This window comes from Paracoccus binzhouensis, assembly GCF_016446475.1.
GTDB classification, from domain to species: Bacteria; Pseudomonadota; Alphaproteobacteria; order Rhodobacterales; family Rhodobacteraceae; genus Paracoccus; species Paracoccus binzhouensis.
This window is the reverse complement of sequence record NZ_JAEHFP010000112.1, coordinates 1-13,804: the sequence shown is the minus strand read 5'-3', so window position 1 is coordinate 13,804 and position 13,804 is coordinate 1. Positions and strand designations below refer to the sequence as shown.

At 68.9% G+C, this 13,804-nt stretch carries 10 protein-coding genes and 1 pseudogene; 10 read left to right on the top strand and 1 reads right to left on the bottom strand.

The features are described from left to right. The 10 genes and pseudogenes from I9P22_RS19540 to I9P22_RS19495 all read left to right on the top strand — a co-directional run. Nucleotides 1–185: pseudogene (locus tag I9P22_RS19540) on the top strand (iron-containing alcohol dehydrogenase); the annotation flags it as partial. Beyond that, entirely contained in the window at nt 185–1,909 is a 1,725-nt protein-coding gene (locus I9P22_RS19535; RefSeq protein ID WP_199261299.1) for a M14 family zinc carboxypeptidase, read from the top strand. The pseudogene I9P22_RS19540 and the gene I9P22_RS19535, both read left to right, overlap by 1 nt. Before the next feature lie 107 nt (nt 1,910–2,016). Continuing rightward, nucleotides 2,017–4,809, top strand: coding sequence for a patatin-like protein (locus I9P22_RS19530; RefSeq protein ID WP_199261297.1), 2,793 nt, complete (start codon nt 2,017–2,019; stop codon nt 4,807–4,809). Between the two features lie 220 nt (nt 4,810–5,029). Beyond that, entirely contained in the window at nt 5,030–5,926 is an 897-nt protein-coding gene (folD, locus tag I9P22_RS19525) for a bifunctional methylenetetrahydrofolate dehydrogenase/methenyltetrahydrofolate cyclohydrolase FolD (protein WP_199261295.1), read from the top strand. Between the two features lie 92 nt (nt 5,927–6,018). After that, complete coding sequence (purU, locus tag I9P22_RS19520) at nt 6,019–6,903, top strand: formyltetrahydrofolate deformylase (protein ID WP_199261293.1); 885 nt, start codon at nt 6,019–6,021, stop codon at nt 6,901–6,903. A 697-nt stretch (nt 6,904–7,600) separates the two neighbouring features. Next, nucleotides 7,601–8,734, top strand: coding sequence for an aminomethyltransferase family protein (locus I9P22_RS19515; RefSeq protein WP_199261291.1), 1,134 nt, complete (start codon nt 7,601–7,603; stop codon nt 8,732–8,734). Nucleotides 8,735–8,802: 68 nt separating this feature from the next. Continuing rightward, nucleotides 8,803–9,417: a dimethylamine monooxygenase subunit DmmA family protein gene (locus tag I9P22_RS19510; RefSeq protein WP_199261289.1), complete on the top strand. Its 615-nt coding sequence runs from the start codon at nt 8,803–8,805 to the stop codon at nt 9,415–9,417. Then, nucleotides 9,414–10,361: a PDR/VanB family oxidoreductase gene (locus I9P22_RS19505; protein ID WP_199261287.1), complete on the top strand. Its 948-nt coding sequence runs from the start codon at nt 9,414–9,416 to the stop codon at nt 10,359–10,361. The genes I9P22_RS19510 and I9P22_RS19505 overlap by 4 nt, the downstream gene beginning before the upstream one ends. Nucleotides 10,362–10,371: 10 nt before the next feature. Next, nucleotides 10,372–11,418: a heme-dependent oxidative N-demethylase family protein gene (locus tag I9P22_RS19500; protein ID WP_199261285.1), complete on the top strand. Its 1,047-nt coding sequence runs from the start codon at nt 10,372–10,374 to the stop codon at nt 11,416–11,418. A 185-nt stretch (nt 11,419–11,603) separates the two neighbouring features. Next, on the top strand, nt 11,604–13,394 hold the full coding sequence (locus I9P22_RS19495; RefSeq protein ID WP_199261283.1) for an APC family permease: 1,791 nt from the start codon (nt 11,604–11,606) through the stop codon (nt 13,392–13,394). 69 nt (nt 13,395–13,463) lie between these two features. On the opposite strand, the gene I9P22_RS19490 is transcribed toward I9P22_RS19495, so the two are convergent. Continuing rightward, nucleotides 13,464–13,804 (bottom strand): MOFRL family protein (locus I9P22_RS19490; protein WP_332909047.1); only part of this gene is annotated, 341 nt, incomplete at its 5' end.

The following is a 13,804-nucleotide window of genomic DNA, read 5'->3' as shown; positions in this document are numbered from 1 at the left end:
AGGCGCCGCAGGCCCTGGCCCGCTGGGCGCGCGGGGCCGGCCTGCCGGGGCTGCGGGCGCAGGGCCTCGATCCGGCGCGGCACCAGGCGGTGGCCGAGGCGTCGCTGGCCAGTTCCTCGATGAAGGGCAATCCCTTCCCGCCCACGGTCGCGCAGCTTTGCGAGGCTTTGCGCAAGGCGGGTTGATGGACGACACCCGGCTGCTCTTTCAGGCGCGCTATCCCGCCACGCTGGCGCGGCTTGTGCGCGAGCTGACCTGCGCCCGCGCCGAGATCTGGAGCTTCGACGACGCCCCGACCCGCCGCGCGGCCGAGGCGGCGCTGGCGCTGCGCGGGGTGCGGGCGCATTGCCGCTCGGCCTACAAGCCGCTCTTGCACGCCTTCCTGGAAGAGATCGAGACCGCCGGCCTGGCCGAGGCGCGGATCATCTGCCCGCGCCACCCCGAGGCCGCGCCGGGCCGCTTCCTGCTGGAGGCCTATCCGCTGCCGGCGCTGTTCCCGCTGACCGCATTCGACCTGCAGGAGGGGCCGGAGAGCGCCGCCATGCCGGAATATCGCCTGAGCCTCGGCTATGTCTCGGGCATGCGGCGCGAGATGGTGGTGCTGGCGCCCAACCGCATGCATCGCGACCACGCCATGCAGCCGGCGCTGTCGCCCTGCGGCTGGCTGGTCCGGGACGGGCAGGGCGAGCCGCTGCTGACCGATTACGAGACGCTGTATCGCGACGCCATGCGCGCGGTCGCCGCCGCGCCCTGGCAGAAGGCGCCGTTCTTCCAGGAACTGGACATCTCGGTCACGCTGCCGGTCCGCGACCGTGCGCTGGGCTGGGGGGACGAGGCGGTGTCGCTGGTCGAGGCGTTGCACGAGGACCTGTATTTCTCGCTGATCGAGCATTTCCAGCACCGCCTCGGCCGGCCGCCCGGCGACCGCGGCCTGCGCCCTGGCCAGATCGTGCCGCGCATCCGCCGGGGCGACCGGCACAGCCTGCGCATCGGGACCCGCCCCTGGCAGCGCAGCGCCGAGGAGGGCGGCTGCCAGCCGCTCGACCGGGCGCGCGAGGCGCTGTCGCCGCAGCAGATCGCCGCCGAGCTGGCGCGCCTGCCGGGCCGGCCCTTCCACGCCCGCTCGGTCGCCGGCCGGATCATCGAGGGCCGTTACCTGCCGGGACGCGACCGGGCGGTGATGATCTCGGCCGGGCAGCATGCCAACGAGGTCTCGGGCCCCGTGGGCGCCCTGCGCGCCGCGCAGGAGCTTGCCGGGCGCGAAGGCGCGCATTTCGCGCTTCTGCCGCTGGAGAATCCCGACGGCTATGCGCTGCGCCAGCGGCTCGCCCGCGACAATCCGCGCCACATGCTGCATGCGGCGCGCTATACGGCGCTTGGCGACGACCTGGAATATCGCGACGGTCCGCCCGAGGCCGAGCGGGCGCTGCGCGACCAGGCCTATTGCCTGTCGGCGGCGCTGCTGCATGTCAGCCTGCACGGCTATCCGGCGCATGAATGGACCCGGCCGCTCAGCGGCTATGTGCCGCGCGGCTTCGAAAGCTGGACCATGCCGCGCGGCTTCTTCCTGATCCTGCGCCACCATCCCGGCTGGGCCGCCGCCGCCGCTCGGCTGGCCGAGGCGGTGATCGCCCGGCTGCGCCAGCTGCCCGGCCTGGCCGAGCGCAACGCCGCGCAACTGGCGCTGGCCCGGCGGCACGGTCTGGCGCTGGAGGCGCCGCAGGGCTTCATCCGCATCCTGACCGAGGACATGCGCGCGCCCATGCCGCTGGTGCTGGTTACCGAATGCCCGGACCAGACATTGCTGAGCGACGGCTTCATCGCCGCGCACGAGGCGCAGCGCGCCGCCGTCATCGCCGCCTATGACGCCCTGCAGGAGCTGGAGCTTGGCGATCTGCCCGGCGCGTGATGGTTGAAAATCGCCCAAGACAAAACGGTCTTTTGCCCCTATCCTGCTGAAACGGAATGGCTTTCGGAACTGCCGGCCGGGGCCTTGCGCTGTTTCGGGGGAAGGTCATGGTCGAACAGGCTACGGGTGAGGTGCGTTTCGCGGTCGTCCTCTATGGCGGCGTTTCGCTGGCGATCTACATGAACGGCATCGCGCAGGAGCTTCTGCGCATGGTGCGCGGCAGTTCCGACCTGCCGGACGAGGAACTGGCGCCGGGCGAGATGATCTATCGCCGCCTCTCGCGCGAGCTGGCGGGCAAGCGCGGCGGGCGCAAGCGCTTCGTGATCGACATCATCTCGGGCACCTCGGCGGGCGGCATCAACGGCGTGGCGCTGGCCAAGGCGCTGGTGGTGGGAAGCCGCGACATGGCGGTGCTGCGCGAGGCCTGGACCGACAAGGCCGACATCGGCCTGCTGCTCAACGACCGTGCCCCTCGCGCCGCCCGGCTGCGCCCGACCGAGTCGCTGCTGGACGGCGGCCACATGTATGGCGTGCTGCACGAGACCATCGCCCGCATCAAGGGCGACGGCAAGCCGCTGTCGGAAATGGTGGACCTGTTCGTCACCGCCACCGACCTGCAAGGCGTGCCGGCGCCGATCCACCTGACCGGCGCCCGGCTGGACGAAAAGATCCACAAGACGGTCTTTCATTTCGCCTATGACGGCGGACGCGAGGGGCGCAACGATTTCTCGCCGGAGAACGACGCTATGCTGGCCTTTGCGGCGCGCTGCACCTCGTCCTTTCCGGTGGCCTTCCCGCCGATGCGCTTCGCCGACTTGCCCGCGGACGCCCGGAAGCCGGACTACGCCCGCTTCTTCCCCCGCGGCTGGCCGCATGAGCAGCGGCTGTTCGCCGATGGCGGCTATCTGGACAACCGGCCCTTCAGCCACGCGATCGACCTGATCCCCTTCCGCCCGACCACCCTGCCGGGCGAGCGCAAGCTCCTGTTCATCGACCCCTTCCCCGAGGAACGCCACCCGCCCGATCCGCTGACCGGCGTGGTGCTGCCGCCGGCGCCCGAGCCGGTGGATTTCCTGCAGAACGCCCGGCTCGCGGCCTCGACCCTGCCGCGGACCGAGGTGATCCGCGACGACATCCGCGCCATCACCCGCATGAACGCCCGGCTGGAGCGGCTGGGCACCCTGCAGGCCCGCTGGGCGCGCGACCAGCAGCAGGCGGCGCGGCGCGGGCGGCCCATGGCCGAGCCGGCCAAGCCCGACGACCTGGACCGTCTCGACCTGGCCGACCAGATGGGGATGGGCTATGGCGACACCTATCCGCTTTATCACCACCTGCGGGTCTATGACACCAGCGACAGCCTGACCGGCATCGTCGCCCGCCTGGCCGGCTATGCCCCGGATTCGGACGAGGCGCTGTATCTGCGCCAGATCCTGCGCGCCTGGCGGGACGACCATTTCTCGGCCTATCACCAGCCGGGGCGCGAGACGGAAACCGCTTTCCTGTCGCGCCACGACATCGGCTTCCGGCTGCGGCGGCTGATCCACCTGCGGGCCGAGATCGACCGGCGGCTGGACCCGGCCCCCGATGCGCCGCTGCCGCCGGATTCGGCGCAGATGCTGCGCGCCGCCCGGCTGCTGGTCGAGACCGAGCTGGCCGCCGTCCGCCGCCTGGCCACCCCGCTGGAGGCCGATGCCGGGGTGCTGCTGAACCGCGACGAGATCGCCACCCTGACGCGCGAGATCGGCCGCCATTACGGCGAGGCGATGCAGCAGCCGACCCTGCAGAAGCGCTACGACCTCGCGCGCCGGGTCTACGAGATGCCGGCGATCCGCCCACTGGTCGACAAGGCGCTGGCGCGGCTCGGTGCCGACATGCGCGCCGCCTTCGACCAGGGCAGCGCCCGCATCCGCGAGGGACTGGACCTGCTGCGCCTGCCCGGGCTGCAACAGGTCTATGACGGGTTTCACTGGCACGACGTGATGACCTATCCCTTCCTCGAGGGCGCGGGGATGCAGGAGCATTCCCAGGTCGAGGTGTTCCGCATCAGCCCCGCCGACAGCGGGCTGAACGGCCGCCCCGCGAAGCTGGCGGGCATCGCGGTCGGGGCTTTCGGCGGCTTCCTCAGCCGCGACTGGCGCGAGCATGACATCCTCTGGGGCCGGCTCGACGGGGCCGAGCGCATCATCGCCGCGCTGATGCCGGACCGCAGCCCCGAGGAGCGGCAGGCCTGGACCGACCAGCTGCACAACGAGATCCTGGCCGAGGAATATGGCGACAAGGCCGGCGAAGGCCGGCGGCTGGCGCTGCTCAGGGCCAAGCTGCGCGATTCCGGCATCGACGCGGATGCGTTCGAGGAAACCGCGGCCCAGGCGCTGGGGGTCAAGGACGCCGCCATACTGGACCTGGGCCGGTTCCGCGCCCATTACAGCGCCTTCAAGCCGCTGGGCCCGCGCGCTCCGCAGATCGCCGGCTGGAGCAGCCGCAGCATGGCGATCCTGTCGCGGATGATCGACGACCTGCCCGATGACGGCATCCTGCGCATCCTCGGCACGCGGGCGGCCACGGCGCTGCGTGCCGGCGGCGGGCTGATCTCGGGCTTTGCGCGCTTCGCCATGCCGGGCAGCTATTGGCGGATGCTGGCCGACAAGATGCTGTATCTGGCCATGCTGGCCGGCCTTGCCATCGGCCTGCTGGGGTTCTGGCTCGGTTCGGGCATCGCCGGGGCCGGCTGGGCGCTGCTGGCTGCCGCGGTGGCGCTGTGGCTGCTGCTTTACCTGTTCGGCCGCTGGCTGCGCGGCCGGGCCAGCCTGTCGCAGGCGCTGCGCTGGCTGCTGGGGCTGGCGGCGCTGGCGCTGATGGGGATCGGTGCCTGGACTGTCGCAAATTATCTGCTGGGCTGACGCAGGCAGGTCGCAAAAGCGCGGCGCGCTGTCGCAAACCGGCCGGGTTCCCGCGCCGCGCGGTTGGAAAGTTGCGCCAACAGGGATAGAGGCGAAACCGGTACGGACAGGCCCGCCATTTGGTCCGGGTTTGCAGCTGCCGGCGTCTGCGCTATGCGCGAGCGTGGCGGTCGGCCGAGGCCGTCCGGACACGGCGCGGTTAGCGAAGGAGATTGGGCGCATGAATGCACAGATCATCGACGGCAAGGCTTTTGCTTCTGGTGTTCGGTCACGGGTTGCGGAGGCGGTTGCCGGACTGAAGGCCGCGCATGGCGTGGTGCCTGGTCTTGCGGTGGTTCTGGTGGGCGAGGATCCGGCGTCGCAGGTCTATGTCCGGAACAAGGGCATCCAGACCCGCGAGGCCGGCATGGCGAGCTTCGAGCACAAGCTGCCGGCCGGGACGGCGCAGGCGGAGCTGCTGGCGCTGATCGCCCGGCTGAATGCCGACCCGGCGGTGCATGGCATCCTGGTGCAGCTGCCGCTGCCCGGGCACATGGATGCCGAGGCGGTGATCAACGCCATCGACCCGGCAAAGGACGTGGACGGCTTCCACATCCTCAATGTCGGGCTGCTGGGGACCGGGCAGAAGGCCATGGTGCCCTGCACGCCCTTGGGCTGCCTGATGCTCTTGCGCGACACCCTCGGCGATCTTTCCGGGCTGAACGCGGTGGTGGTGGGGCGCAGCAACATCGTCGGCAAGCCGATGGCGCAGCTGCTGCTGGGCGACAGCTGCACGGTGACCATCGCGCATTCGCGCACGAAGGACCTGGCCGGCCTGTGCCGGACAGCCGACATCCTGGTCGCCGCCGTCGGCCGGCCGCGGATGATCCAGGGCGACTGGATCAAGCCCGGGGCGACGGTGATCGACGTCGGCATCAACCGCATCGAGGAGGACGGCCGGTCGCGGCTGGTCGGCGACGTGGATTTCGACAGCGCCGCCGCGGTCGCCGGCGCCATCACCCCGGTGCCGGGCGGGGTCGGGCCGATGACCATCGCCTGCCTGCTGGCCAATACGCTCATCGCCTGCTGCCGGGCCAATGGCTGGCCCGAGCCCGATTTCGGGGAGGCGGGGGGCTGACCGCCTGAGGCATCAGCGCCGCGCCCCCGGATCCCCGCAGATTTGCACAAGAAGGAAATCGGGCCCCGTGCCCTTGTTCAGTGGAGAGCCAGATGAAGAAATACACGCTGACGGTTGCCTGCCCCTCGACCCGCGGCATCGTCGCCACCGTGGCCGGCTTCCTGGCCGAGCATGGCTGCAACATCACCGACAGCTCGCAATTCGACGATGTCGAAACCGGCCGCTTCTTCATGCGCGTCAGCTTCGTCTCCGAGCAGGGCGTGGGGCTTGACGAGCTGCGCGACGGCCTGGCCGAGCCGGCCAGGGCCTTCGCCATGGACTACGCCATCCATGACGAATCCGAGAAGATGAAGGTGGTGATCATGGTCAGCCGCTTCGGGCATTGCCTGAACGACCTCTTGTATCGCTGGCGCATCGGCGCCCTGCCGATCGAGATCGTGGCGGTGATCTCGAACCACATGGACTACCAGAAGGTGGTGGTGAACCACGACCTGCCCTTCCACTGCATCAAGGTCACCAGGGAGAACAAGCCGCAGGCCGAGGCGCAGCTGATGGCGGTGGTCGAGGATTCGGGCGCCGAGCTGATCGTGCTGGCACGCTACATGCAGGTGCTGTCGGACGAGCTCTGCCGCAGGATGTCGGGGCGGATCATCAACATCCACCATTCCTTCCTGCCGAGCTTCAAGGGCGCGAACCCCTACAAGCAGGCCTTCGAGCGCGGGGTGAAGCTGATCGGCGCGACCAGCCATTACGTGACCGCGGATCTCGACGAGGGCCCGATCATCGAGCAGGACATCATCCGCGTCACCCATGCCCAGTCGCCCGACGACTATGTCTCGCTGGGCCGCGACGTGGAAAGCCAGGTGCTGGCGCGCGCCATCCACGCCCATATCCACCGCCGGGTGTTCCTGAACGGCAACAAGACCGTGGTCTTCCCCGCCTCGCCCGGCAGCTACGCCTCCGAGCGCATGGGCTGAGAACCGCGCCGGGCGGCCACCGGGCCGCCCTTTTCGTCTGCCGCTTCTTCGCTGGAAAAATACCCCCGCCGGAGGCAAGACCTCCCGGCCAGGCACCGCCCGCGCTGAAGCGCTATGACCCGTGACGCCGGCGCAGCGCCTTCGCAAGTCGCGGCGCCGGCATGATTTTTTCCCGCAATGGCCCGCCCCGCCGGCGCACTGCCGGGCCCGAGTCGGGGTGTCGCCTGCAAGGTGCGCATGATTCGCCTCATCCGCGCCCCGCGCCGCTTGCTGCCCGCGGGTTTGCGCCTGCCCGGGCCGACCGAGGCGGCCCTCCGTCTCGTGGCCCTGCGGCGTTATCTGCCAGAAATCCGGTTCTTGGGCGACACATAGGCAGAAAGATACCCAAAACATTCCTGATAAGAAAAATAATTGCTTTTCAGGCGAGATATGTATTGAATGGTTCCAACAAGCGAGCGGATGCAAAACCGGTCCGATCAACAACAGGTGGTTCATGGGTCGCGCTCCCTCCGGAGCCCGACCCCGGGAAGGGACAGGTCCACCCTGTTCGTTCCGACCTTGCCAGGCATGTCGCCGAATCGGCGCCCTGTCTGCCGCCCTTTGCCTGATCGCGCCGGCTGCACCGCCCTTCGTTGCCATGGAGCTCCGCCTCCGCCCGTGGCGGATCGCGGAACGGATACCGACAGGAGGAATTGAGATGACGGCGAGTTGGCGATTTTCGGCTCTGGCAGACCGGCACCGGGCCCTGGGCTCGGCGCTCGAGGACTGGAGCGGGATGGGAACGGCCTGGACCTATGACAAGGACCAGCTCGAGGAATATATGGCGATCCGCACCAAGGCCGGGGTGATGGACGTCTCGGGCCTGAAGAAGGTGCATGTGATCGGCCCCCATGCTGGCCATGTCATCGACCGCGCCACCACCCGCTCGGTCGAGAAGATCAAGCCCGGACGGTCGGCCTATGCCTGCATGCTGAACGACGGCGGCAAGTTCATCGACGACTGCGTGATCTACCGCATGGGCCCGCACAGCTTCATGGTGGTGCATGGCTCGGGCCAGGGGCACGAGCAGCTGACCATGGCGGCCCTGGGACGCAATGTCAGCGTGCTGTTCGACGACGACCTGCACGACATTTCGCTGCAGGGGCCGCTGGCGGTGGATTATCTGGAAAAGCACGTGCCGGGCATCCGCGAGCTGGCCTATTTCAGCCACATGCACACCACGCTGTTCGGCAAGCCGGTGACCATCTCGCGCACCGGCTATACCGGCGAGCGCGGCTACGAGATCTTCTGCCGCCGCCAGGACGCGCCCGAGATCTGGGACATGATCGTGGCCGAGGGCGCGGCGATGGGCATCATCCCCACCCGCTTCACCACGCTGGACCTGCTTCGGGCGGAAAGCTACCTGCTGTTCTTCCCCTATGACAATTCCGAGAAATACCCGTTCGAGAACGAGCCCTGCGGCGACACGCTGTGGGAGCTGGGGCTGGACTTCACCGTCTCGCCCGGCAAGACCGGCTTCCGTGGCGCCGAGGAGCATTACCGGCTGCGTGGCAAGGAGCGCTTCAAGATCTACGGCGTCAAGCTGGAAGGCACCGAGGCCGCGGCCGAGGGCGCGCCGATCATCAAGGACGGCAAGGAAGTGGGCGTGGTCACCATCGGCTTCTACAGCCCGCTGAACAAGCACAATATCGGCATCGCCCGGATGCCGGTGGATTGCGCGGTGCCCGGCACGCCGCTGACCATCCGCAACCCTGGCGGCGACATCGCCGCCACGGCCCAGCCGATGCCCTTCCACGATCCCGAGAAGAAGCGTCGCACCGCCAAGGGCTGAGCCGACCGGGAATGCGCGGGCGGCGCCAAGACCGCCCCGCCCCCTTCGCGACAGGGAGAACGCAGCCAATGCGAGCCACGGAATTTTCACCTTCGATCCCCAGCCGCCCGGTCTATGGCGGGTTGCGACCGCACGGGGCGCTGCCTTCGCTGATGCTGGCCGAGGGCGCGGGCGGCGAGGCGCTGGCCGAGCTGGCCAAGGCCGATCCCCCGGTCATGCGCCATGCCCAGCTGTTCTATGTCCCGTCCGGCGCCCCTGCCGGTCCCGACCTGGCGGCGCGGCTGCGGGGACTGGGGCCGGCCAGCTATGTCGAGGGGCCGAGCTGGGCGGCGCTGCGGCCGCGCTTCGTGCGGGCCTTGGCCGACGCCCATATGGGCACCCGGCTTTACCTGGCCGGCAGCGAGGGGCTGATCGGTCAGGCCATGGCCGAGGCGCTGGCCGCCGGCCTGCCCCTGGAGGCCATCGATGCCGAACATCGCGGTGACATCGCCCGGCGGATGCAATGCGTGCATTGCAAGGGCATCACCGAGAACGTCACCACCGACCCGTTCATCTGCGCGCATTGCGGGCTGAACCTGTTCGTGCGCGACCATTACTCGCGCCGCATCGGCGCCTTCCAGGGGGTCTGCGTCGATGCCGAGACCCCGGGCATCGTGCCCGAGCCGCAGGAGATCAAGCCATGACGTCCCTGATGCTGCGCGTGACGGCGGCCGAATCGCTGACGCCGCTGGTCAAGCGCTTCCGTTTCGAACATCCGCGGGGCGCGACCCTGCCGCTGTTCTCCGGCGGCGCGCATGTGGTGGTCGAGATGCCGGACGGCGACATGCTGCGCCGCAACGCCTATTCGCTGATCTCGGATCCGCAGGACGGCTCGGGCTACGAGATCGCCGTGCGGCGCGAGGATGGCGGCCGCGGCGGCTCGCGCTTCATGCATGGCGGGGTGCGGCCCGGCGACCAGCTGCGCGTCTCGCTGCCGCTGAACCTGTTCGCGCTGGACCTTCGGGCCAGGAAGCATGTGCTGATCGCCGGCGGCATCGGCATCACCCCCTTCATCGCCCAGGTCCGGCAGCTTCTGCGCATGCAGCTGCCCTTCGAGCTGCATTACGCCGCCCGCTCGCGCACCGAGGCGGCCGGGCTGCACCTGCTGCCGGATGTGCCGCATGTCCACGCCCATATCTCGGACGAGGGCAATCGCATGGACCTGGGCGCGATCCTGTCCGGCCAGCCGCTGGGTACGCAGGTCTATACCTGCGGCCCCGAGGGGCTGATCACCGCGGTGGCGCAATCGGGGGCCCGGCTGGGCTGGCCGAAAAGCGCCCTGCATTCCGAGGTCTTCCAGGCGCCGCCGCCCGGCCGGCCCTTCGAGGTGATGCTGGCGCGCTCGGGCCGGACCATCGCGGTCGGCGCCCATCAAAGCCTGCTCGAGGCGCTGGAGGCGGCCGAGGTCGAGATCGACTGGTCCTGCCGCGGCGGCGCCTGCGGGCGCTGCGAGACCCGCGTGGTGTCCTGCCACGGGCGGATCGAGCATCACGACCATTGGCTGTCCGAGGACGAGCAATCCGCACAGACCCGAATCATGCCCTGCGTCTCGCGCTTCCGTGGCGAGTCGCTGATCATCGACCGATAGGAGCCCGGCCATGACCATCCGGTTCAACGACGAGACCTTCCGCGACGATTACAGCTATCACAATTCGCCCGAAGCCATCCGGCGCTTCCCGTTCCCGTTCGACAAGGACGATTACATGTACTCCGTCAACATGGAGCCGCATGGCACCGGCGGACGCGCGGGCAGCGTCTTCGAGAAGCGCTTCGACGTGGACGAGCATTACGTGGCCGAGATGCGCGACCGCGCCATCACCCTGGCCAGCGATCCGCTGCGCTGCCAATCCCTGCCGCATATGGAGCTTGCCGGCTGGGACCTGCTGGAACTGATCATGCAGTGCAAGGCCGAGGACTACCCCGAGCTGTTCCAGCTGCATCGCGACGGCGACCGCTGGCACTGGGTCAACCGGCCGCTGGGGATCGAGCAGCGCTTCACCTTCCTTGACCCGACGACGCTGCCCTGCGGGCCGATGGAATATATCACCCGGCAGGCGCAGGGCGATTTCGCGGTGCTGGACCAGCGCGAGAACAACCTGTGGATGGATGCCGGCATGGTGACGAGCCAGGCCGACTGGTCGCTGGATTTCGACATCGGCATGAACTTCTTCGAATGGCACGCGCCGGTGCCCAAGGCGGCCGAGATGGGCATCTTCCAGCGGGCGCTGAAATTCCTGCTGGCGATCCCGCAGGGCTCGCCCTCGCGGCGGCTGAACTGGACCATGACGGTGAACCCGCGGCTGGATACAAGCCCCGAGAACTATCACCTCTGGGGCCCCGAGAAGCGCACCATCACCCCCGAGAATGTCGGTGCCAAGCAGTATCTGCGGGTGGAGCTGCAAAGCTTCTGGCGGCTGCCGCGCTCGAACGCGCTGGCCTTCCCGATCCGCTGCTACCTGATCGCGCTGCAAGACCTGGTGACGGTGCCGAAATGGGCGCGCCGGCTGCACCGGGTGATCCGCGACCTGCCCGACGAGCTGGCCGAATACAAGGGCTTCACCGTCAACCGCCAGATCATCACCGATTACCTGGCGCAGTTCGACGACGGAAAGCCGACATCCCCGGGGATCTTCGCCGACGACTGAGCCCGGCCGACGGCCATCGCAGCACAATCACCCCCGCGGAGGGCTGAAGGAAGACCGGCAGGCCATGCGGCCGCCGGAAGGTATCGTGATGCCGCCATTCCCCGGATGGCAGGCATCCAGGATCACGGGCCGCGGTCCCGCCGGCGGGGGCGGCCCGACAGAAAAGCCGGCAGGGGAGTTTTGCAATGACATACACGACCACAACGGCGGAAACGCCGCAAGAGAACGGCCATATGGTCCGTTCGCTCAGCTGGACGGGGGCGTTCTGGATCGCTGCCGGCGTGCCGCCGCTGGTGCTGTTCTCGCTGGGCGGCATCGCCGGGACCACCGGCAAGGTCGCCTTCGTCGTCTGGATCGTCTCGATGATGATGGGCTTCGCGCAGTCCTTCACCTATGCCGAGATGGCGGGCATGTTTGGCAACAAGTCCGGCGGCGCCTCGGTCTATGGCGCCATGGCCTGGCTGCGCTATGCCAAGCCGGTGGCGCCGCTGTCGATCTGGTGCAACTGGTTCGCCTGGTCGCCGGTGCTGTCGCTGGGTTGCGCCATCGCGGCCGGCTACATCCTGAACGCGCTGTTCCCGGTGCCGCTGGTCACGTCCCAGCCGGTGCTGGACTGGGTCGCCGCCCATGCCGGTTCGATCACCGCCGACAGCCCGCGGGTGGCGGAGTATCTGGCTGCCAATCCCGGCCTTGGCAGTGCCGAGGCGATCCAGGCGCTGCTGGCCAGCGACGCGGTGGCGGCGCTGACCCCGGCGATCCGCAGCTGGACGGCCTTCAACCTGGAAATCCCCGGCCTGTTCACCCTCTACTTCAACACCACCTTCGTCATCGGCGCGGTGCTGATGCTGATCCTGATCGCCATCCAGTATCGCGGCGTCTCCTCGACGGCGACGGCGCAGAAATGGATGGCGATCATCGTGCTGGTGCCGCTGATCCTGGTCGGGCTGGTGCCGATCTTCACCGGTTCGATCGACTATGCCAATGTCTCGAACATCGTGCCGCCCGCGACCGCCTATTCGGCCGAGCCGGGCAGCTGGAACCTGGGCGGCTGGACGCTGGTGCTGGGCGGGCTCTACATCGCGGCCTGGTCGACCTATGCCTTCGAGACCGCGGTCTGCTATACCCGCGAGCTCAAGGATCCCAAGCGCGACACCTTCCGCGCCATCTTCTTCTCGGGCCTGCTTTGCATGGCGTTCTTCTGCCTGATTCCCTTCGCCTTCCAGGGCGTCCTGGGCATCGAGGGCATGCTGGCGCCCGGCATCGTCGACGGCACCGGCATCGCCCAGGCGCTGGGCGGCATGATCGGCGCCGGGCCGGTGGTGGCGCAATTCTTCACCGTGCTGATGCTGCTGGCGCTGTTCATGGCGATCATGACCGCCTGCGCCGGTTCGGCGCGCACGCTCTACCAGGGCTCGCGGGACGGCTTGCTGCCGAAATTCCTGGGCCATGTGAACGAGCAGGGTGCCCCGGTCAACGCGATCTGGACGAATTTCGTCATCAACCTGTTCCTGCTGGCGCTGGCCTCGGACGCCAACGGCTATTTCTACGTCCTGGCCATCTCGAACGTGGGCTACCTGACCTTCAACTTCCTGAACCTGAATGCCGGCTGGATCCACCGCATCGACTCGCCGCATGTCGAGCGGCCATGGCGCGCGCCGACCTGGCTGATCGGCCTGAACACGCTGCTGGCCTTCGTCAATGCCCTGTTCCTGGGCGCGGGGGCCAAGGTCTGGGGCTATTCCAACGCTTTGCTTTCGGGGGCGATCTTCGCGGCGCTCATCGTGCCGATCTTTCTGTGGCGCCATTATGTCGCCGACAAGGGACGTTTCCCGGCCGAGGCGATGGAGGATCTGGGGCTGGACCATGACGCGAGCAGCTTCGGGCCCCGGCGCGCCGGCATCCTGCCCTATCTGGCGCTGGCGGCGGGGGTGGTCGTCGTGGTGGTCGCCAACCGGGTGTTTCAGCTGCCGGGCTGAAGCCCGACGCGCAAATGCTGCGGCCGCCCTTGGGGGCGGCCGCTTCCGTTTGCGGTGCCGGCGGGTCGGTCAGGACAGCAGCAGCACCTGCACATCGGCGACATTGGTGCCGGTCGCGCCGGTCAGCAACAAGTCGCCCGCCGCCTGCAGCGCCGCGTGGCTGTCGTTGTTGGCCAGCAGCGCCGCGCCGTCGCGGCCGGCGGCGCGGATGCGCTCGGCGGTGCTGCCATCGACGATGCCGCCCGCCGCGTCCGTCGGCCCGTCGCGCCCGTCGGTGCCGCCGCTGAGGAAGGCCCAGTGTCCCGGCCAGTCCCGGCCCATCAGGGCGACGCGCAGCGCCAGTTCCTGGTTGCGCCCGCCCTTGCCGGTGCCGCGCAGCGCCACCGTGGTCTCGCCGCCGAAGATCAGCG